This is a genomic window from Polynucleobacter necessarius (assembly GCF_900095205.1).
Lineage (GTDB): Bacteria > Pseudomonadota > Gammaproteobacteria > Burkholderiales > Burkholderiaceae > Polynucleobacter > Polynucleobacter necessarius_E.
This window is the reverse complement of the sequence record NZ_LT606951.1, coordinates 1344353-1362971: the sequence shown is the minus strand read 5'-3', so window position 1 is coordinate 1362971 and position 18619 is coordinate 1344353. Positions and strand designations below refer to the sequence as shown.

At 44.9% G+C, this 18619-nt stretch carries 25 protein-coding genes and 5 pseudogenes; 16 read left to right on the top strand and 14 right to left on the bottom strand.

Annotated features, from left to right (window positions below; translation table 11 throughout):
• Window positions 1-12: 12 nt before the first annotated feature.
• From DXE37_RS12810 to DXE37_RS07470, 6 genes and pseudogenes are all read left to right on the top strand, one after another.
• Window positions 13-357 carry a hypothetical protein gene (locus DXE37_RS12810; protein WP_231971251.1) on the top strand — a complete coding sequence of 115 codons (345 nt, stop codon included), beginning with the start codon at window positions 13-15 and terminating at the stop codon, window positions 355-357.
• A complete protein-coding gene (locus DXE37_RS13610) occupies window positions 294-1562 on the top strand; it encodes a xanthine dehydrogenase family protein molybdopterin-binding subunit (protein WP_269460316.1) in 1269 nt (422 codons plus the stop codon). Before DXE37_RS12810 ends, DXE37_RS13610 begins: the two co-directional genes overlap by 64 nt.
• On the top strand, window positions 1531-2226 hold the full coding sequence (locus DXE37_RS13605) for a molybdopterin cofactor-binding domain-containing protein (RefSeq protein WP_269460315.1): 696 nt from the start codon (window positions 1531-1533) through the stop codon (window positions 2224-2226). The genes DXE37_RS13610 and DXE37_RS13605 overlap by 32 nt, the downstream gene beginning before the upstream one ends.
• Window positions 2227-2540: 314 nt before the next feature.
• Window positions 2541-3321 (top strand): annotated as a pseudogene (locus tag DXE37_RS07480) (3-hydroxybutyrate dehydrogenase).
• Between the two features lie 134 nt (window positions 3322-3455).
• Window positions 3456-4031, top strand: coding sequence for a superoxide dismutase [Fe] (gene sodB, locus DXE37_RS07475; RefSeq protein ID WP_114637057.1), 576 nt, complete (start codon window positions 3456-3458; stop codon window positions 4029-4031).
• A 28-nt stretch (window positions 4032-4059) separates the two neighbouring features.
• Window positions 4060-4653 carry a urate hydroxylase PuuD gene (locus tag DXE37_RS07470; protein WP_114637056.1) on the top strand — a complete coding sequence of 198 codons (594 nt, stop codon included), beginning with the start codon at window positions 4060-4062 and terminating at the stop codon, window positions 4651-4653.
• A 208-nt stretch (window positions 4654-4861) separates the two neighbouring features.
• Here the strand turns inward: DXE37_RS07470 and DXE37_RS13600 are convergent, their stop codons facing one another.
• The 5 genes from DXE37_RS13600 to DXE37_RS07455 form a co-directional block, all read right to left on the bottom strand.
• Window positions 4862-5362 carry an FAD-dependent oxidoreductase gene (locus DXE37_RS13600; protein WP_197713163.1) on the bottom strand — a complete coding sequence of 167 codons (501 nt, stop codon included), beginning with the start codon at window positions 5360-5362 and terminating at the stop codon, window positions 4862-4864.
• Complete coding sequence (locus DXE37_RS13595; RefSeq protein WP_197713162.1) at window positions 5329-5577, bottom strand: FAD-dependent oxidoreductase; 249 nt, start codon at window positions 5575-5577, stop codon at window positions 5329-5331. The genes DXE37_RS13600 and DXE37_RS13595 overlap by 34 nt, the downstream gene beginning before the upstream one ends.
• A complete protein-coding gene (locus DXE37_RS13590; protein WP_269460314.1) occupies window positions 5540-5914 on the bottom strand; it encodes an FAD-dependent oxidoreductase in 375 nt (124 codons plus the stop codon). Before DXE37_RS13590 ends, DXE37_RS13595 begins: the two co-directional genes overlap by 38 nt.
• A 132-nt stretch (window positions 5915-6046) precedes the next feature.
• Window positions 6047-6142 (bottom strand): rubredoxin, encoded by a 96-nt coding sequence (locus tag DXE37_RS14390; protein ID WP_415066901.1) that lies wholly within the window; start codon window positions 6140-6142, stop codon window positions 6047-6049.
• A 64-nt stretch (window positions 6143-6206) separates the two neighbouring features.
• The gene (locus DXE37_RS07455) at window positions 6207-6689 is read right to left on the bottom strand and encodes a rubrerythrin family protein (protein WP_114637569.1); all 483 of its coding nucleotides are present in this window, start codon (window positions 6687-6689) and stop codon (window positions 6207-6209) included.
• 144 nt (window positions 6690-6833) lie between these two features.
• Here DXE37_RS07455 and DXE37_RS07450 point away from each other — a divergent pair, with 144 nt between their 5' ends.
• Complete coding sequence (locus DXE37_RS07450) at window positions 6834-7742, top strand: hydrogen peroxide-inducible genes activator (protein WP_114637055.1); 909 nt, start codon at window positions 6834-6836, stop codon at window positions 7740-7742.
• Between the two features lie 81 nt (window positions 7743-7823).
• Window positions 7824-8924: pseudogene (locus DXE37_RS07445) on the top strand (alkene reductase).
• Window positions 8925-9007: 83 nt separating this feature from the next.
• Here the strand turns inward: DXE37_RS07445 and DXE37_RS12795 are convergent.
• The 6 genes and pseudogenes from DXE37_RS12795 to DXE37_RS07430 all read right to left on the bottom strand — a co-directional run bounded on the left by DXE37_RS12795 (window position 9008) and on the right by DXE37_RS07430 (window position 11984).
• Window positions 9008-9154, bottom strand: a complete 147-nt coding sequence (locus DXE37_RS12795; protein ID WP_231971250.1) for a hypothetical protein — start codon at window positions 9152-9154, stop codon at window positions 9008-9010.
• Window positions 9155-9177: 23 nt separating this feature from the next.
• Complete coding sequence (locus DXE37_RS07440; protein ID WP_162786226.1) at window positions 9178-9564, bottom strand: cytochrome b; 387 nt, start codon at window positions 9562-9564, stop codon at window positions 9178-9180.
• Between the two features lie 260 nt (window positions 9565-9824).
• On the bottom strand, window positions 9825-10016 hold the full coding sequence (locus tag DXE37_RS10845) for a hypothetical protein (RefSeq protein ID WP_162786225.1): 192 nt from the start codon (window positions 10014-10016) through the stop codon (window positions 9825-9827).
• A gap of 21 nt (window positions 10017-10037) precedes the next feature.
• Window positions 10038-10400 (bottom strand): bestrophin-like domain, encoded by a 363-nt coding sequence (locus DXE37_RS12790; protein WP_231971248.1) that lies wholly within the window; start codon window positions 10398-10400, stop codon window positions 10038-10040.
• 12 nt (window positions 10401-10412) lie between these two features.
• Window positions 10413-10772, bottom strand: a complete 360-nt coding sequence (locus DXE37_RS12785) for a hypothetical protein (RefSeq protein ID WP_231971247.1) — start codon at window positions 10770-10772, stop codon at window positions 10413-10415.
• A 66-nt stretch (window positions 10773-10838) separates the two neighbouring features.
• A pseudogene (locus tag DXE37_RS07430) lies at window positions 10839-11984 on the bottom strand (alpha-hydroxy acid oxidase).
• Between the two features lie 145 nt (window positions 11985-12129).
• Between DXE37_RS07430 and DXE37_RS14085 the strand changes: the two are divergent.
• The 3 genes and pseudogenes from DXE37_RS14085 (at window position 12130) to DXE37_RS07420 (ending at window position 14289) form a co-directional block, all read left to right on the top strand.
• Complete coding sequence (locus tag DXE37_RS14085) at window positions 12130-12684, top strand: DMT family transporter (RefSeq protein ID WP_331852142.1); 555 nt, start codon at window positions 12130-12132, stop codon at window positions 12682-12684.
• 131 nt (window positions 12685-12815) lie between these two features.
• On the top strand, window positions 12816-13028 hold the full coding sequence (locus DXE37_RS14080; RefSeq protein ID WP_331852141.1) for an EamA family transporter: 213 nt from the start codon (window positions 12816-12818) through the stop codon (window positions 13026-13028).
• Window positions 13029-13145: 117 nt separating this feature from the next.
• Window positions 13146-14289, top strand: a pseudogene (locus DXE37_RS07420) (aminotransferase class V-fold PLP-dependent enzyme).
• Here DXE37_RS07420 and DXE37_RS07415 read toward each other — a convergent pair.
• Window positions 14226-14842 (bottom strand): annotated as a pseudogene (locus DXE37_RS07415) (FABP family protein). The pseudogenes DXE37_RS07420 and DXE37_RS07415 overlap by 64 nt on opposite strands.
• 81 nt (window positions 14843-14923) lie before the next feature.
• Between DXE37_RS07415 and DXE37_RS07410 the strand changes: the two are divergent.
• Window positions 14924-15133 (top strand): protein tyrosine phosphatase, encoded by a 210-nt coding sequence (locus tag DXE37_RS07410; protein WP_231971246.1) that lies wholly within the window; start codon window positions 14924-14926, stop codon window positions 15131-15133.
• Window positions 15134-15237: 104 nt separating this feature from the next.
• On the opposite strand, the gene DXE37_RS07405 is transcribed toward DXE37_RS07410, so the two are convergent.
• Entirely contained in the window at window positions 15238-16215 is a 978-nt protein-coding gene (locus tag DXE37_RS07405) for a DMT family transporter (RefSeq protein ID WP_114637053.1), read from the bottom strand.
• Window positions 16216-16221: 6 nt separating this feature from the next.
• Window positions 16222-17106 (bottom strand): NAD(P)H-hydrate dehydratase, encoded by an 885-nt coding sequence (locus DXE37_RS07400; RefSeq protein WP_114637052.1) that lies wholly within the window; start codon window positions 17104-17106, stop codon window positions 16222-16224.
• Window positions 17107-17169: 63 nt separating this feature from the next.
• Here DXE37_RS07400 and DXE37_RS12780 point away from each other — a divergent pair, with 63 nt between their 5' ends.
• From DXE37_RS12780 to DXE37_RS12765, 4 genes are read left to right on the top strand one after another with little or no spacing between them, the layout of a single operon-like run.
• Window positions 17170-17763: an MBL fold metallo-hydrolase gene (locus DXE37_RS12780; protein WP_231971245.1), complete on the top strand. Its 594-nt coding sequence runs from the start codon at window positions 17170-17172 to the stop codon at window positions 17761-17763.
• Window positions 17760-17927, top strand: coding sequence for a hypothetical protein (locus tag DXE37_RS12775; RefSeq protein ID WP_231971244.1), 168 nt, complete (start codon window positions 17760-17762; stop codon window positions 17925-17927). The genes DXE37_RS12780 and DXE37_RS12775 overlap by 4 nt, the downstream gene beginning before the upstream one ends.
• The gene (locus DXE37_RS12770; protein WP_231971243.1) at window positions 17903-18301 is read left to right on the top strand and encodes a hypothetical protein; all 399 of its coding nucleotides are present in this window, start codon (window positions 17903-17905) and stop codon (window positions 18299-18301) included. Before DXE37_RS12775 ends, DXE37_RS12770 begins: the two co-directional genes overlap by 25 nt.
• Before the next feature lie 45 nt (window positions 18302-18346).
• The gene (locus tag DXE37_RS12765; RefSeq protein ID WP_231971242.1) at window positions 18347-18589 is read left to right on the top strand and encodes an MBL fold metallo-hydrolase RNA specificity domain-containing protein; all 243 of its coding nucleotides are present in this window, start codon (window positions 18347-18349) and stop codon (window positions 18587-18589) included.
• Window positions 18590-18619 lie beyond the last annotated feature (30 nt).

The window sequence follows — 18619 nt, the reverse complement described above, 5'->3', positions numbered from 1 at the left end:
GGAGATCATATTATGAATAAGTCAAGTGATTTAAAGGGAATGGCGCTTGATTCAGTAACAAACGATCAGCGTTATATCGGGCATAGCGAACCTAGGCATGGCGCTCGTCGTTTGCTTGAGGGTCAAGGTACATATATTGACGATATTCAATTGCCACGTATGGCTTATGTAGTGTTCTGGCGATCCCCAGTAGCACACATGAGAATCGGCAAAATTCATACTGAACACGCAAGCAAGATGCCTGGGGTACTCGCAGTTGTTGATGGTGTGCAAATGGCAAAGATTTGTAAGCCATGGGTTGCCACTTTAGGACATTTGGCTGGCATGAAGTCAGCACCTCTCAGCATGCTTTGGTGATCGAACGCGCTTGTTGGCAGGGTGAGCCAGTAGTGACGGTAGTGGCTGAAACTAGAGCGCAAGCAGAAGATGCCTTGCAACATATTGATGTGGAGCGGGAAGAATTGCCTGCCGTGGTTTCAATGGAGATTGCGTTAGATGTGGATACCCCTGTTATTCATCCAGAACTTGGCGACAATTTGTGTTTCACCCGTACCTTAGATGTAGGTAATGTGGATGAGGTGTTTGCAACTGCCGATGTCGTCGCAGAAGCTACTTTTGGATTTGGGCGACATACCGGAGTGACACTAGAGCCACGTTGTCAAATTGCGGATTACAACCCAGGCGATTGTCGCTTGACAGTATATCACTCACAACAAGCACCGCATAATATGATGCAAGATTTATATTGCCGTCAGTTTGGATTATCAGAATCGGATGTACATGTCATTTGTAAGGATGTGGGTGGCTCATTCGGCATTAAGGTTCATGCTTATCCTGATGATTTTGCAACCGTAGGGCTGGCGATGATGCTTGAGCGTCCAGTGAAGTTTGTTGCTGACCGCCTCGAATCCTTTACGAGTGATATTCATGCGCGCAAGCATCGTATTAAAGGTCGGATTGCCGCCAATAAGGCTGGTGATATCTTGGCCTTTGAGATTGATGATTTGACTGCAATTGGCCCATATTCCATGTTCCCAAGAACAAGCGCAATCGAAGGTAATCAAGTGGTGAATTTAGTGGGTGGACCCTACAAGCATCAAAACTATCGTGCGCATTTAAATGTCGTGTTCCAGAATAAAACACCTACATGTCAGTACCGTGGGGTAGGTCATCCGATTGCTTGCGCTGTTACCGAAGGTTTGATTGATTTGGCCGCACAAAAATTGCAGATGGATCCTCTGGAATTTCGCAAACGTAACGTTATTCCTGATGACGCCTACCCTTACCTTGGAATATCTGGCATCAGGTTAGAGGTGTTATCGCATGAACAATGTTTGAGAACTATTGAAAAGATGATGGACTATTCTGCCTTGCGTAAAGAGCAGGCTGAACTCCGCAAGCAGGGAATTTATCGTGGCATTAGTTTTGCCACCTTAATTGAGTTAACCAATCCAAGTCCTGCTTTTTATGGAGTCGGTGGTGCGCGCATTGCCTCTCAGGATGGGGCGATCGTTCGCATGGACCCAAGTGGTGTGGGTTTCGGTATTAGTTGGTGTTGGTGAGCAAGGGCAAGGTACCGAAGGTATTTACACTCAAATTGTTGCTGATGCTGTCGGCGTTTCTATTGATCGAGTACGGGTTGTTACTGGAGATACGGATGTCACGCCATGCGGTGGTGGAACATGGGCGTCCCGTGGCGCTGAGGTTGGCGGCGAAGCTGTTCTTTTGGCTTCGCAAGCTTTGCAGGAAAACATTATTAAACTCGCAAGCGCGATATTAAATCGACCAGTTGCCGACCTCATTGTGCGTCGTGGTCATATTTTGGATAAAGCAACTGGAGAGCAACTATTGCCATTCAGTGAAGTGGGAAGAATTGGTTACTTCCGAACAGATACTTTGCCGCCAGGTTTTTCAGCTGACTTAATGGTGACACGTCATTACACTCAAAAAGAATACCCATTCATCTTTACTAATGGCGTACAAGCTTCGTATGTAGAAGTGGATCCTGACACAGGCTTTGTGAAGTTACTTAAACATTGGGCCGTAGAAGACTGTGGTCGGGTGATTAATCCAATGTTAGTCAATGAACAAGTGCGCGGTGCAATTGTTCAAGGTATTGGCGGCGTCTTGTTTGAAGAGTGTTTGTACGATGAGAATGGTTTGCTGCGTAATGGCAGCATGGCTGACTATTTTGGTACCAATGGCAAACGAGATGCCAGATATTGAAGTGGCTCACGTAGAAACCCCAACCCAATTCAAAATTAGGCGCTAAGGGAGCTGGCGAGGCTGGGACAGCGGGTGCGCCTGGAGCGGTACAAAATGCGATTAATGACGCTTTAGCCCTATTCAATACAGCCGTCTTTAACCAGCCAATTACCTGCGAAAAGATTCTGCGGGCTCTTCAGAAAATCTAGTCTTCACTTCGTTCCAGACCACCCTAGTGCAGAAGCATCTAGGGTGGGTCAGCTCATCCTGTAACATCGTGTTTTAGGCTTTTAGATCTCATGAGGCCCTTTAGTTAACTTAATGCGGTAAAAAATATGTCCACATCAAAAGGTAAAACTGCACTAGTTACAGGATCCACCAGTGGTATTGGTTTGGGGATAGCTATTGCATTGGCAAAGCAGGGCGTCAATATTATGGTCAATGGCTTTGGCGAGGAGGATGAAGCAATAGCAAAAAATTAAAGCCTGTGGTGTAGAAGTCGACTATCACGGTGCTGATATGAGTAAGCCCGCTGAAATCGAGGATCTAATTAAGCAAACTGAAAAACGTTTTGGTTCGCTTGATATCCTAGTGAATAATGCTGGCATTCAGTACACGGCAAACATTGAGGACTTTCCAGCAAATAAATGGGATGCGATTATTGCGATTAATCTTAGTTCCGCATTTCATACAACCCATCATGCATTGCCAGGAATGCAGCAACGTAACTGGGGTCGTATTATTAATATCGCCGCCTCAGTACATGGTTTGGTTGCGTCTACTCAGAAGGCTGCTTACGTTGCCGCTAAGCACGGCATTGTTGGCTTGACAAAAGTAACTCCTCTTGAGAGTACACACTCAGGTATTACTTGTAATACAATTTGTCCTGGTTGGGTTTTAACTCCGTTAGTTCAAAAACAGGTTGACGCTCGCGCTGAACGTGAGGGTATTTCAAATGAGACTGCTAAGAAGACGCTGGTCTCTGAGAAACAGCCTTCCGGAGAGTTTGTAACCCCAGAGCAATTGGCTGCTTTAGCGATATTCCTGTGCGGCCCAGATGCCTCTGAAGTGCGCGGCGTGGCTTGGATATGGGATGGTGGCTGGACGGCTCAATAACGCCTCAAGCCCCACAAACAAAGGCCGGCAAGTGTTCTTTACCGGTTTTTTTATGCGCTTAAACAAAAAAGCCAGAATAGTCTATAGTTATCGCAAAATAATCTATATTTTTAGCTTAATTAAAGGGAATACAAATGGAACATACCTTACCTCAGTTGCCATACGCGCTTGACGCACTCGCTCCTTATATTTCTAAGGAAACATTGGAGTTCCACTATGGCAAGCATCATCAGACTTATGTCACTAATTTGAACAATCTGATTAAGGGCACTGAGTTTGAAAACTCAACTCTCGAAGAAATTGTTAAGAAATCCACTGGCGGCATCTTCAATAACGCTGCACAAGTATGGAACCATACTTTTTATTGGCTAGGTATGAAGCCAAATGGTGGTGCACCTACAGGTGCTCTAGAGGATGCGATTAATGCGAAGTGGGGCTCCTTTGATAAATTTAAAGAAGAATTTACAAAGTGCGCTGTGGGCACATTTGGATCGGGTTGGGCGTGGCTAGTTAAGAAGCCAGACGGCACTTTAGATTTAGTTTCTACCAGCAATGCTGCCACTCCAGTAACCACAGATGCTAAGCCTTTGTTAACCTGCGACGTTTGGGAGCATGCATACTATATTGACACTCGTAATGCTCGCCCAAAATACCTGGAGAATTTTTGGAATCTCGTTAACTGGGATTTTGCTAGCCAAAACTTTGCTTAATCGGCTTAACCAATAATAGGAAATTTTCATGGCCTCTATCTTGACCTCATTGGGACGCACCGTATTTGCAGGTTTTGTCCTGCTTGTCTTAATTATTTTGGTTTTGGGCGGTAACTTTGGTTCAGTAGAACTGCCATTTGTTTTCCGTTGGTTGCATGTGATGTTTGGTGTGATGTGGATCGGTTTGCTCTGGTACTTTAACTTTGTGCAAATTCCTTCAATGCCAAAAATTCCAGATGAGCAAAAACCAGCTATTGGCAAAGTAATCGCTCCAACCGCATTATTTTGGTTCCGTTACGCAGCGTTATTTACTGTAGTAACTGGCTTAATTATCGCGGGCTTAAATGGTTATTTGCATCAAGCGTTTACATTGCAGTCCCCATTTCGTGCAATTGGATTGGGCATGTGGATTGCTCTGATAATGGCATTTAATGTCTGGTTCATTATTTGGCCAAATCAAAAGCGTGCCCTTGGTATTGTTGCTGTTGAAGCTGATGTAAAAGCAAAGTCTGCGCGCGTTGCAATGTTGACTTCTCGCTTGAATACCTTGCTATCAATTCCAATGCTGTTCTTGATGGTTGCGCAGTCACACAACACAACTTGGTTCGTGATCGTTTCTTAATCACTGCATGCTGTGTAGTAAAAAGGCCCGCTTTGCGGGCCTTTTTATTTGTTGCTTCCATACACCTCTAACAAGGAAGTAGGGCGACGATGCTTAATTCAAAATGGCAGGTAATTCCTTGGTTAGGGCGCTACGCTGTGCGGTGGCTGTACCCATTGCCTAGTAACTTGCCATCTGCAGACTCAAAGCGAACCTCCAAGCCGCCCCCTCAATAGGGTTGGTGACCCCCCATTGGGCCTTCTGCACCTTTGGCTGGTGGAGAAACTACTGTAGCTAAAGCAGGTGTTTTGACCATGACAGGCATGGCGGGGTATGTCAGAGCGGTAGTCTGGCTAATCAAGGTGGGAGCTAATGTTCTAGCTGCTTGCATGATCGGCATAACGTAGGGCAGTACCAGGCCTTCCACTTCTGCGCAATCTCCGAGCGCATAAATATTTTTGATATTGGTTGCAAGCTCACGATTCACTTGAATTCCAATGCCAGTTTGTATGTTGGCAGATTTTGCTAGTTCAATTCTGGGCTTCAGCCCCACTGCTGACAAAAATACATCGCAAGAAGAAATAGTGTTGCCATTTTCCAGCGTCACCTGCAGGATCTCGCCCGTACGATCAATAGATTTTACGGTTGTAGATAGATGCCAGCGTATACCTGCAGCACTTAATTTCTCTTGAAGCTCTAGGGCTGCAGCAGCAGGTAATAGGCGACCCAATAGCTGTGGAGCCAGGTCAATGCATCTACCTCATAACTACCTAAAGCGAGGTCGTTGGCAAATTCGCAGCCAATCAGACCAGCACCAAGAATAGCAACTTTCTTTTTTCCTGAAATGAGATTGCGAAAGCGTGTGTAATCTTCCAGATCATTTACGGTGATGACTTCATTGGCCGCACTACCTTGAAGTGGCAGACGAATTTGGTCGGCACCCAAGGCCAGTACTATTTCCAAAGGGAGCTTCACCTTTATTAGTCATTATGGTTTGAGACTCAGCGTTGATGGACTGGACATCGCAATCAGCTAGGACAGTAAGCTCGAGTTGAGTTGCCATACCATCAGCTAGAGTGGAGATGGGTTGAGCCGCTTCTTTTTTTCCAGCTAGGGCAGTAGAAAGCATGGGCTTGGAATAGAAGTAACCAGGCTCCCGAGTGACCAAAGTAATTGGTACTGCTTTATCCAATTTACGAATTTCACGGATGACGGTATAGCCAGCCAATCCGCTGCCGATGATGACAATCGCGGATTGTGGTTGGGGGGTAGTTTGATCCAAAGCTGGACTCTCCAAAATAGCGGAAAAATTAAAAGGGTGAGGAAGAGAAATGCAAAAGCTTAGCTTACTTGAACCATCTCAAAGTCGGCTTTTGCAACACTACAGTCTGGGCGCTCCCAATCTTCTGGTGCGTCAGGCCCATACCGTTCCTGCTGGAATACCATCTTCTGGGATTCCTTTTACTTCGTCATAGATATAACCACAGACGAGATATTGCCAAGTTTTCATACTGATTCCTTTGTTAATTGTTGAATTTTAAATTTAATTGCTAAATATTTCTCTAGGAGTCTTATTAGGCTGCAAAAACTTTTGCTTTCTCTAGGGCCTGCTCATAGTGGTTTGCGTGATGCTCTTCAACATTTGCCAAGGCTGCGAAGTGTTTAGCTGCTCTGGCTAAGACTGCTTGAAACTGTTCTGCATGCTCCTTAGATTCTGCAATTTGCTCATCAATTTCTTTGATGGCTGCGCTACTATCTTCCTCTACTGCCGTTTTACGGAATGATGGGTACATTTCGGTGTACTCATAAGTTTCTCCTTCAATAGCTATCTCTAAAGCTTTTGTTGGTGTAATAGTGCTTGCGAGGTAGAGTAAATCCAAATGCCCAAATGCATGCATGATTTCTTGATCTGCAATTGCCTCGAAAATCTTTGCAGTTTCCTCATCGCCAGCAGCTCGCGCTAATTTAGCAAAGCAACGATATTTAATGTGAGCCATGGATTCACCTGCAAATGCAGATTCCAAGTTCTGGATTGTTTTGATTTCTGGACGTGCCATTTTGAATCCCTTCTTCATTATTTCTGTTTGTTGGCGGTTCATTCGTATTGAAAAACCATAGGAGAAGTGTGCGCTTAAACTAATTATCAGTCCAATGAATCATTATGATAGTATTTATCTAATAAATCGATAAATGGTGGAAATATGGCTTATCTTCCGTCTCTAAGGCAGCTAGGGTACTTTATTGCCTTGGCAAAAGAACTGAATTTCACGCGTGCAGCCCAAGTCTGTTTTGTTGGCCAATCCACTTTAAGTGCTGGATTAAAGGAATTAGAGGATGCTCTCGGGGTCCATCTAGTTGAGCGTGATCGCCAAAATGTTTCCATTACCCCAATCGGACTTGAGGTTCTTGAGCGTGCCAAAGCAATCTTGGCAGCTTCGGAAGATTTGGTTGAGTATGCGGGTGCGACTGGCAAGCTGATGACTGCGACGATTCGTTTGGGCGTGATTCCAACGATTGCGCCATTTTTACTACCTACGGTCTTGCCCGAAATTCGTAGACGTTTTCCTGAGCTCAAGGTAACCCTCAGAGAAGATCTCACGGCAAACTTGCTTTCAAGATTGGCGGAGCATAAATTAGACTTTGCATTGATAGCATTGCCCTATGATGTGACAGGATTGCTAGTGCAAGAATTATTCGATGATCCTTTCTGGCTGGTTGCTAAAGAAGGGGATCCAGCGCTAAAGGGTAAAGAGGTAACTTTGCCCGCCAAGACGGCTGAGCGACTTTTACTTCTAGAGGAAGGGCACTGTTTGCGAGAGCATAGTTTGCAAGCCTGCAAGCGCGCTGATATTCGTAAAGCAGAAGGCTTAGAGGCAACCAGCCTTTTAACCTTGTTACAGATGGTGGAGTCAGGACTGGGGATTGCTTTGCTTCCTGGTATGGCAGTCAAGAGTAGCTTGTTGAATAACTTTGAATTAGTTGCAAAAGAGTTGGCCTCTCCAGCGCCCAAAAGAATTATTGCTTTGGTGGCACGCTCATCAACCGCGCATATTCAAGAGTTCAATGCTTTGGCTGATTGCATTCGGGAACAACTTGAAGTTAGCCCATAAACTTTTGTATTAATGATCTCAGCAAGATCGATCAATTCTTGTTACAGCCTCCCATCTTATTTATTACTTAAAGGACAGTAAATGTCAGGCAAAGAAATGATGTTCACCCCAGTAAGTCTCGGTTCGATTCAACTGAAAAACCGCCTTGTTATGGCGCCGCTCACCAGAATGCGCGCAGGTGCTGGTGATGTACCAAGTCCATTGGTAAAAACATACTACGCTTAGCGCGCTAGTGTAGGACTTATCATTACCGAGGCCACTCAAATCTCCCCTCTTGGCAAAGGATATCCAGCTACTCCAGGCATTTATTCCGCCGAGCAGACGGCAGCATGGAAAGAAATTGTGCAAATGGTACATGCAAAAGGCGGTTCCATCGTAACGCAGTTATGGCACGTGGGGCGTATTTCACATTCTTCTTTGCATCCAGAGCAAGGTGTACCAGAGGCGCCTTCAGCAATTGCTGCAAGTGGTTAAACCTATGGAGCAGACTGGAAGTTGCATGATTATGAAACTCCTAGAGCAATGAGTTTGGAAGACATCGCCTGTTTGCTGAAAGAATTTGAGGTGGCAGCACAAAATGCAAAAGTTGCAGATTTTGATGGCATTGAAATTCACTCGGCCAATGGTTATTTACTGGATCAATTTTTGCAAGATAAAACCAATCAGCGCACAGATGAATATGGTGGCTTAATCGAAAATCGCTTGCGTTTATTGGGTCAGGTGATTGAGACTGTGAGCAAGGTATTTCCTAGTGATAAAGTGGGAGTACGCCTTTCACCTTACGGCACCTTTAATGATATGGCTGATAGTGATCCAGTCGCATTATTCACGGCTGTAATTAAAAAGTTAAATGGCTATAACTTGGCATACGTTCATATGATTGAACCGCGCTCTACTAGCGCTGGAGATGGCGATCAAGTTTATGAAGAAGCTCCAGTTACATCAGAAATGTTCCATTCTGTTTGTGAAGGAAAATTTATTACTGCTGGTGGCTACGATCAGGCGATGGGCGAGAAAGTATTGGAGGAGGGTTTGGCTGATGCTGTAGCTTACGGCCGTATTTATATTGCAAACCCAGATTTGGCTGAAAGATTCCAGAAGGGCGCTGCTTTGAATCCATATAACCGTGCTACTTTTTATGGCGGCAATGAGGTGGGATACACCGACCATCCAACGCTTTAAATCATTGCCGCAGTTGTCGGTGGCGTTGATCAATCCTGCTTTTTAAGCGGGATTATTTTTTGTCTTCAGGATCCTTCAGAAGATCATATTGATTTGCCACCAGTAGCATGGCAAGGGATGCGCAACCCATGGCAAAGAATTGCCATTAATGTAGCATGGCAGTTCCCGACCACAGTCATCAAGACCGTCCAGCCAACAGCCATTTTGGCTTTTTTAGAAAGTGGCTTCATTGAATCATTGCTCCAGACGTATTTTAGGCATTTACTTTATTTAACATGCGACGAAGTGTATCGTCTTTGATGACGTAATGTTGCCACAATCCCGCCAAGGCGTGAATGCCAATCAAAAAGTAGAGAGAATTGCCCAAGAACTCGTGTATTCCTTCCACCAATTTTTTCATCTCTGGATTGGGGGTGACAAATTGAGGCCACACCAAGCCGAAGAAATGGATTTCTTTGCCGCCATATTGAAAATACAGAAGACCAAATATGGGGGATATCAGGAGTAGGGCATAGAGTAGCCAATGCATTGCTTTGGCGAATGAAACAAACAACGATTTAGGGTTCGTAGGCTGAGGAACGCCGTAAGTTACACGGATCATCAGGCGCAAAGCCATAGAGAATAAAAATGAGCTGCCCAATCACACGCCGTGAACTGTTTTGCATAGTTCACGAGGTTCGCTCCCCTTGGGAAATTGCCCCTTAAGCTCAATAGCTACAAAGGCGGCTATGACTAAGACGAAAACAAGCCAATGAAAGAATATGGAGGCTGGGTGGTATTTGGTTCTGGTCATAGTGCGTCAATATTAGATGGATTCATCATAAATGATAATGAATCTTATTAACATTATCCATACTAAGGATAATCCCCTTCTAATTGAGAGGGTTAAGGCATTAATGCTCAGTTATTGAGTCTTACCTTGGCGCTAAGTTCATTGGCTATGCCACGTTTGTCTAGTTGAGAGAGTCTGAGAGCCTCAACCTCAAAGTCTAGTTGTTCGGGATGAAATTCTTCATCATTTTGGAGATGTATGACATAAGTCCACACCAGTTCACGACCGCGATTTTTAAAAACATCTACTACGCGTTTCATCAGGTCCGCCTTTGGTAGGAACTATTTTTTACTGACAGATGAATTGATAACTTCCATCTGTTGAATGAGGTTAATTTTTAGTGCTACTAGATTTTTTGCTTCAACGCGAATGACGCCACCCCTTGGAGAATCAATGTCAGCAATTAAAAAGAAAGATACTGAGATGACCAAAGGAAAGATCATGAAGAGCCCGATATTGTTCTTGAAATTACGGGCTCCAAATCCCACTAGCAAATTGGCACAGAGGGCTATCGCTGTCATTAATGCCCATGTGGTAGCAGGTATTCGGTTCCACCAAGATGCTTGAACATAACCTTGTGCATTGATGACATCATTCATTCCTGCTGTAACTAGTGTGAGAGAGGCATTGGGTTGGGCGCGCACCGATGGGGTAATCTAATTCCATAGTGCAGTTTGTAGTAAATCCGTTTTGCTACGGATTTCAACAACAACTTCATGGCTCTGTTTGGAGTAAAACAATATGCGTTGATCTACATATTCAAGCAATAGTTTTTTGGTAGCAATAGAAACGTCTGGCGGCAATAGATCCGCCCTTAAGAATTCAGTCCCGATCGCATTAGCCTCTCCTTCTTCAAGAACTTTGTGCTGATCATGGCGATCGATTGTCATTGAAAAAGTAAAGCCAATGATTAAAGCTAATAAGGAGAGGGTTGCAGTCTGAATAATGCCTAAGTCTGTAGAGGTCTCAGTATCTTTTGTGCGAAATTGGCTCAGGAAAACATTTCCGAACCACACGTAGAAAGCGAGTGATACGAATGTGATGCCAAAAACTAAGAAGGGGTAATTAAGTGGGTGAAAAATTTAAAAGGTTCCTGGATATAAAATATCTTTAGTTACATTCTGAATATCGCGATGACCGGTAAATGCCATAGTGATGTCCAATTCATTATGAATAATTTCAAGGCATTTAGTAACCCCGGCCTCTCCCATAGCGCCTAAGCCATATAGAAAGGGTCTGCCAATCATGGTGCCGCGTGCGCCAAGAGCCCAGGCTTTTAAAACATCTTGACCTGAGCGTATGCCGCCATCCATCCATACTTCAATATCTTTGCTAACCGCATCTACGATTCCGGGCAAAGCTTGAATACTCGAAATAGCACCGTCTAATTGACGACCGCCATGGTTGGAGACAATCAATGCATCAGCTCCAGAGTTTGCTGCTAAGCGAGCATCACCTTCATCCAAGATTCCTTTGATGATGAGCTTTCCACCCCAGAGTTTTTTGATCCACTCCACATCGCCCCAATCAAGGCCAGGATCAAATTGTTCTGCGGTCCATGAGGAGAGGGAGGACATGTTGCCAGCACCAGTGGCGTGACCAACAATATTTCGGAAGGTTCTATGGGGTGTCAACGCCATACCCATGCACCAACGTGGCTTGGTGGCCATATTGATCATATTGGCGATCGTCAGTTTAAGTGGGGCGGAGAGGCCGTTCTTGAGGTCTTTATGACGCTGACCCAAGACTTGTAAATCTAACGTGAGAACGAGTGCGGAGCATTTTGCTGCTTTGGCGCGTTCAATCAAGCGCTCAATAAAGCCACGGTCTTTCATGACATACAGCTGAAACTAAAATGGTTTAGTTGTGCGTTCTGCAACGTCCTCAATAGAGCAAATACTCATCGTCGATAAGCAAAATGGCACACCAAATTTTTCAGCTGCCTTGGCTGCCAAAATTTCACCATCAGCATGCTGCATGCCAGTAAGACCGGTAGGGGCGAGCGCAACTGGCATAGCTACTTCTTGACCAATCATCGTCGTTTTGGTGGTGCGATTGGTCATATTGACTGCTACACGCTGACGTAACTTAATCTTCTGAAAATCAGATTCATTGGCGCGGTAGGTTGACTCAGTCCACGAACCGGAGTCTGCATAGTCATAGAATATCTTGGGAGTACGTTTTTGATGGAGGACCCGCAAGTCTTCTATGTTGGCAATGATTGCCACTATGATTCCTTCGATTTAATGCAAATTTATTGAAGCTAAAGCTTAATTTAAGCTCTATCTTAGCAATACCGAGGATTTGTTTCTACAATGCAAGGGTATCCCTTGTTTCGGGACCTTAAATGCTGTCTCCCCACTAAGTTTCTGAATGTACCAACTCAATTTTGCAACCATTGCCTATTTGCTAACCGCCACTGCTTTATGGGCTGGAGATGCAATTGCCGGGTGCTTATTGGTTGGCGGTATCTCGCCGATTACTTTGAGTGCAGTCCGCTGGGGCTTGGCTGCTGTGCTGCTATTTCCTTTGGGTTGGCGCATTTTTATCCCCAAAAGTCCATTATGGAAAACCAAGAAGTGTCTTTTGATCCTGGGGCTATTTGGGGTTGGAAGTTATAACGTATTGCTGTGCCTTGCTTTGCAAACATCTACGGCAATTAATGTGACTTTGATTGGCGCTACCATGCCTATTTGGATGTTATTGATTGGCGCATTGTTTTATCAAGTAAAACCTAGCATGTTGCAATTGATTGGTGCGGTTGTAAGCTTGCTTGGTGTTGGCATTGTATTAATATGCGGCGATCTTGCTGCTTTGCTATCTATGGAAATGGTCATTGGCGATCTGTTGATCATGCTGGCCACAATCTTGTGGGCCTTTTATAGTTGGATGTTAACTCGTACGGGTTCTAGTACAGAGCGGAAATGACCATGGGCTGAATTTCTTTTGGCGCAAATTACAGTTGATCTTTTGTGGACCGGGTTATTTGATGGTATCGAAATTGCCGCAGGTCATGCCTTTATCGATCTCAACTGGGTGGACGATCTTTAATAGTTTTTGTGGCTATCGGTCCTTCATTAATTGCTTACTGCTGGGGGCTCGGTGTGAATGGCGCTGGACCAACTGTTGCCGCCTTTTTTGCTAATTTCATTCCTTTGTTTACTGCACTACTATCAGCCGCAATGCTGGGCGAACCCCCGCAATTTTTTCATGGACTTGCTTTCGCTTTAATTGTGGTTGGTATCGAAATTGCCGCCAGACGACGACTGTAAATCTGTTGAAATACCGCTAAAAATGCCTTTTTTAGCGGTATTTGGACTTCAAACACCCAAAAAAGTCTTAAATCGGTATCATTTGGGGCTAATCACATCTTTCCCTAGGAAATTACTATGTCAGGCTTACTTCCCAATGTAGATCCAGACGGTTTATTGGAGTTCTCGGTTGTTTATACCGACCGCTCTTTGAACCACATGTCTGAAGAATTCAAGCGTGTGATGGTCGATATTTCTAGTGTCCTCAAGGATGCCTACAACGCTAGCTCCGCTGTGATTGTTCCAGGCAGCGGTACCTTTGGTATGGAGGCAGTTGCTCGCCAATTTGCCAATAATGAAAAATGCTTAGTCTTGCGTAATGGCTGGTTTAGTTATCGTTGGACCCAAATTTTTGATTTGGCTAATATCACCAGCGACATTACCGTTATCAAAGGTCGTCAATTGCAAGATTCAACGCAGGGTGTATTTGCGCCAGCCCCAATCGAAGAAGTTGTAGCTTTCATTAAGAAAGAAAAGCCTGCGGTGGTATTTGCGCCGCACGTCGAAACGTTCTGCTAGAATTATTCTGCCAGATGATTACATCAAAGCAGTTGGCGAAGCAGTGCGTTCCGTTAACGGCATTTTTGTTTTGGACTGTATTGCCTCAGGTGCAATGTGGGTTGACATGAAGGCATGTGAAGTGGATGTACTTATCTCTGCGCCGCAAAAAGGCTGGAGCAGTTCTCCTTGCTGCGCCTTAATTGCTTTAGGTGAAAGAGCACGCGAGCGTATCGAGTCGACTCAAAGCAGTAGCTTTTCAATGAACTTGAAAAAGTGGCTCCAGATTATGGAAGCTTATGAAAAAGGTGGTCACGTGTATCACACCACTATGCCTACTGATGCGTTGAAGATTTTGCGTAACGTAATGAAGGAAACCCAGTCTCTTGGTTTTGCTGCCTTAAAGGCAAAGCAGATTGAGCTTGGTACCAAGGTGCGCCAATTGCTAGTGTCCAAAGGATACCCTTCGGTTGCTGCTAAGGGTTATGAATCACCAGGCGTGGTAGTGAGTTACACCAAAGATCCAGATATTCAGTCGGGTAAAAAGTTTGTTGCTCTTGGCTTACAAACTGCTGCAGGTGTTCCTCTGCAGTGCGATGAAAGACCTGACTTCCGCACCTTCCGCTTAGGTTTATTTGTGATAGAACGCGAGCATCACCATTATCTTGCTAGAGGATTGGGCATAGCCTCTCCAATTTTATGTAGCGTATTGTTATCAACGTGATGAAATAGCTCTTCTTGATCTTTGATTTTCATGATGGTGTCTTGTTCATAAGACTAAGTGCCATCATTGTTAATCGTTACCTGAATCCGAAACTCCACCGTTATAAACGCGTAATCTAAAAATGGATTAGATGAGATTCCTGCGTAACGATCATCTTCTCTTGCGTATAGTTCAAATTGCTTTGTATCAGGACTCGCTTTCCCTGCAGCCATCGTAATCATTCCTCGAGGTATGGTCAGGGTATGAATCAGATTTCCAGTTGCGGGCTCCCATAACCAGCAGCCAACTTGATCGTGATAGGTCTTCACTTGATTAGGTTTAGTAATGTGAGTGTGATATCTCAAGCCATAAAATAGCTGCGGCCCATTAGTCTGAGGGTCAATAGGTTGAAGTTCAATGCGCTCTATATAGGCTTGTTTTTTGGGGCCTTCAGCCCCAGACCATGAATGCCTTCCCAGATTCCTGCCATGCCCGTCAAAGGGCCAAGCTCTTCAAGTGTATTCACTGAGTAGCCTTGTGGTTCGGTAAAGATATTGCTCGGAAAATCGCTCATAAACTAACCTTTAAAAATGAAGCATTTATCTCAGATTTTTGAGCATTATCAAATTATCCACAAACTCTCCTGGAGATCCTCATGATTTCACGTATTGCACGCCTAAGCCTGGCATCCCTTATTTCTGTTGTAATCGGACTCTCTCCAATTGTTGTGATGGCCGCTGATCCTGCGCCTGCTCCGGTTGCTGCTCCAGCGGCGGCGCCAGTAGCAACACCTGCTGCCTCTCCGACTGAGAAAGCGGCTAAGAAAAAGGCTAAGAAAGAAAAGAAAGCAGAAAAAAGCAGATAAAAAGCCAAAAAGAAAGCCAAAAAGAAAGCAAAAAAGAAAGCAAAAAAGAAAGCAAAAAAACCTAAAGCTGCTGCCGAAGTAGTTGCGCAATAAATCGAACCCTCTTAATTGAGGGGTTCTGCACTATCTGAGTTATCAGATGTTTTAGGATCTGGTGACTTTTTTCTTGGGGCGTCATTACGCACTAGTATCCACATTGCCGCCATTACCAAAGCCATGCCGCTAATCTGCGTCCATGTAATCGGTTCACCCAAGATCAAATAACCCATAAAGATGGCGGATACGGGCCCCAATATTCCGGCTTGCGCAACAAGAGGCGAGCCAATACGATTGATGGCAATCATAATTAACAACATCGGAATCACTGTGCACACGCTGGCATTGAGCAAGCTGAACCAATAGATTTGTAGTGGCTGCTGAAAAATAGCTATAGGATTGTGAATGGTTGATTGCGCTATGCTCAAGATAGCGGAGGCAGTGCTGGCATAGACTACTAAACGAATGCTGCCAATGCGCTTCACCATTTCTCCGGCGCCAATCATGTAGGTGGCATACGAGCAGGCGCTACCGAATACCAAAATCATTCCGAACCAAGCAAGCACGCCAGTTGAGCTAGCATCTTGAATGAAAACAATAAAGACCCCAAGGTATCCAACGATGAGCGCATACCACTGTAATCGTGAGATAGGTTTTTTTAAAACAAAATAAGAGATCAAAAGAACGATGGTGGGGGTGAGGTAGAGAACAATTCGCTCTAAGCCAACTGAAATATATTGAAGCCCCAAGAAATCAATATAGCTTGCTAAAAAATAGCCTAAAAATCCCAGAAAAAATAATTTGCCACGATCAAGCCAAGTAGTAGGATCCATTGGTTTACGACGTGATTCCCACCAAAAGATTCCCCAAAACAAGGGGAGTGCTATTAGCATGCGTAAGGCCAAAAGAGTTTCAGCATTTGCTCCGTAATCAAAGGCCAGTTTTACGAGAATCGCTTTGCCTGAAAAAAGCATGGAGCCAACTCCGGCCATCAAAATGCCGTAGAGATAGCGTCTATGCTGATGTGATGTGCTTGCTGAATGCATCGTTATTTATAACAGCTTATTGAGCAATGCTCGCATCTCCAAAATATTTTCGGAGGGGGTAAGGCCAATCGGGCCTATGCCTTTATTGACTAAGCTATCTGCTGCACTAGCATGAAGTTGAACTGCAATTCCGGTTGATTGCCAAAGATCAAGATGATGACGAACTCCCTGACCGGCAATAGCCGCAATACATCCCGTAAGCACATCGCCCATACCGCCGGTGCCCATACCAGGGTTGCCCGCCATGCATTGAACAGGGCTATGTTGTGGAGATGCGAGCAGGGTGTGTTGTCCTTTTAGTACCACAATCGATTGTGTTAATGCCACCAGCTCATTGATTGTGCTTGTGCGATCAGATTGAACTTTTTCTGATGAGCTCTTTAGGAGATTCGCTGCTTCGCCAGGATGAGGCGTTAGAACGGTAAGTTCTGGAAATTGCTGGTTACGATTTTGAAGAAGTTCTAGCAGTTCACCGGACTCGCTAATGAGATTTAGGGCATCAGCATCGATCACCAATGGAACATGGGGATATAAAAGTGATGTTCGTAAGCATTGGATTGCCAATGCCGACTTTCCAAGACCTGGGCCAATGGCAATGACATCAGGCTGGGCAGTCTTTAGTGCATCACCAATGCTATTAGCAACTAGACGAATCATGAGCTCAGGTTGATCGGCATCTGCATGCGCAGACGCGGGGTCTAGCATTTCCAGAATGGTCCAACCTGCGCCTAAATGTAGACAAGCATTGCCAGCAAGCAGCAGGGCGCCGGCCATACCAGGCGCGCCACCAATCAAGACGACTTTCCCTGCATGGCCCTTATGTTCTGCTGGCTCGCGCTTTAAAAGTTTGACAAGGTCAAAGGTGTCTAGAGGCTTAGCTTGGGAGTTCATATAAGTAGTATCGCTCTGATGCAGAGGGATTGAGCTAATTATAGGAAAGAGTATGCTGAGAGCATGAAGATCCAATTTCTTGGTGCTGCAGGTGAGGTAACGGGCTCTCGCCATGCTGTTGAAGTTAATTTGGCTGGAAAGACCAGGCATTTCATGGTGGATTATGGAATGTTCCAGGGCGGACGCAAGGCAACCAATAAAAATCTTGAGCCCTTGCCGTTCTCACCAAAAGAGCTCGATTTTGTGATCCTGACACATGCACATATTGATCATAGTGGTCTACTGCCGCGTTTGTGCGCCCAAGGATTTAATGGGCCTATTTACTGCACCTCTGCAACTTATGAATTATTGAAAATTCTTTTGCTTGATAGCGCCCACTTGCAACGTGCCGATGTAGAGAGAGCTGAAAGAAAACAAAAAGCGGGTAAGTGGCGCGGAGAAATGCCAGTTGCACTGTATTCCAGGGAAGGGGTAGAGATGACTCTGACCCAGTTTGAAGTGGTGGAATATGGACAGCAAATTGAGTTGATGCCAGGAATTCATTTAGAGTTTCGGAACGCGGGACATATGTTGGGCTCTGCCATAGCTGTTATCGATGTCGCTGAAGATGGCTCTCAATCAAAACGATATGTTTTCTCAGGGGCGATATTGGGATGAAAGGCAAAGTCTTAATGCCCGACCCTGATTTGATCAAAAGTGCTGATGTTGTTGTGGTGGAATCCACCTACGGCGATCGTTTGCATCGCAGTCTGCAAGATACCGAAGATGAACTAGTTGAAGTCATTGCGTGTCAACCATGGATGCGCATGGCAATGTGGTGATGCCAGCTTTTGTGGTAGGTCGTACACAAGAAATATTATTTCTGTTAATTGATCTGGCGCGAAGAAAGCGACTTCCGCATTTGAGTATTTGGGTCGATTCACCTATAGCAACTGCAGCCACACATTTGACCCAGCATTTTTTTAACCAGTTAGATGGTCAATCTCAAGTAACTTTTACATGGCATAAAAATAATCCGAGCGCAGTAGATCTTCGGTTTATTGCTGATGTGGAAGAGTCTAAAGCGCTGAACAAAGTCAAGGGTGGTGCCATTATTATTTCAGCGAGTGGTATGTGTGATGCCGGTCGTATTGTGCATCACTTAGAGGCGAACTTACCACGCTCTCAGAACGCCATTGTAATTACTGGATTTTAGGCATATGGCAGTCTTGGTAGGCGATTAGTAGACAAGGCACGTAAGGTGCGCCTATTTGGCGAAGAGATAGCAGTCAAGGCATCGATTCATACTATCGGAGGTCTCTCGGCCCATGCTGATCAGGCTGGCTTACTAGAGTGGTTGAGAGGATTTGAGCAGACCCCTAAAACAGTCTTTATAGTGCATGGTGAGCCAGAATCATCATCAGTTCTGGCGGCAAGCATTCGGGATGAGTTGCATTGGAAAAATGTCATTATTCCCGAGCGTTTGCATACCTACCAATGTTAGTTTGCTAGCATGGAGTAGTCGGATTAAGTG

Coding starts and splice junctions, on each gene's coding strand:
- DXE37_RS13610 (WP_269460316.1), top strand. CDS start 294: ATGGGTTGCCACTTTAGGACATTTGGCTGGCATGAAGTCAGCACCTCT.
- DXE37_RS07455 (WP_114637569.1), bottom strand. CDS start 6,689: ATGGCACGTCCAGAAATCAAAACAATCCAGAACTTGGAATCTGCATTT.
- DXE37_RS12770 (WP_231971243.1), top strand. CDS start 17,903: ATGGATGCGCATGGCAATGTGGTGATGCCAGCTTTTGTGGTAGGTCGT.
- DXE37_RS14085 (WP_331852142.1), top strand. CDS start 12,130: ATGTACCAACTCAATTTTGCAACCATTGCCTATTTGCTAACCGCCACT.
- DXE37_RS07400 (WP_114637052.1), bottom strand. CDS start 17,106: ATGAACTCCCAAGCTAAGCCTCTAGACACCTTTGACCTTGTCAAACTT.
- DXE37_RS07450 (WP_114637055.1), top strand. CDS start 6,834: ATGGCTTATCTTCCGTCTCTAAGGCAGCTAGGGTACTTTATTGCCTTG.
- DXE37_RS12775 (WP_231971244.1), top strand. CDS start 17,760: ATGAAAGGCAAAGTCTTAATGCCCGACCCTGATTTGATCAAAAGTGCT.
- sodB (WP_114637057.1), top strand. CDS start 3,456: ATGGAACATACCTTACCTCAGTTGCCATACGCGCTTGACGCACTCGCT.
- DXE37_RS12810 (WP_231971251.1), top strand. CDS start 13: ATGAATAAGTCAAGTGATTTAAAGGGAATGGCGCTTGATTCAGTAACA.
- DXE37_RS10845 (WP_162786225.1), bottom strand. CDS start 10,016: ATGAAACGCGTAGTAGATGTTTTTAAAAATCGCGGTCGTGAACTGGTG.
- DXE37_RS07410 (WP_231971246.1), top strand. CDS start 14,924: ATGATTTCACGTATTGCACGCCTAAGCCTGGCATCCCTTATTTCTGTT.
- DXE37_RS12780 (WP_231971245.1), top strand. CDS start 17,170: ATGAAGATCCAATTTCTTGGTGCTGCAGGTGAGGTAACGGGCTCTCGC.
- DXE37_RS12795 (WP_231971250.1), bottom strand. CDS start 9,154: ATGAAGCCACTTTCTAAAAAAGCCAAAATGGCTGTTGGCTGGACGGTC.
- DXE37_RS14390 (WP_415066901.1), bottom strand. CDS start 6,142: ATGAAAACTTGGCAATATCTCGTCTGTGGTTATATCTATGACGAAGTA.
- DXE37_RS07405 (WP_114637053.1), bottom strand. CDS start 16,215: ATGCATTCAGCAAGCACATCACATCAGCATAGACGCTATCTCTACGGC.
- DXE37_RS07470 (WP_114637056.1), top strand. CDS start 4,060: ATGGCCTCTATCTTGACCTCATTGGGACGCACCGTATTTGCAGGTTTT.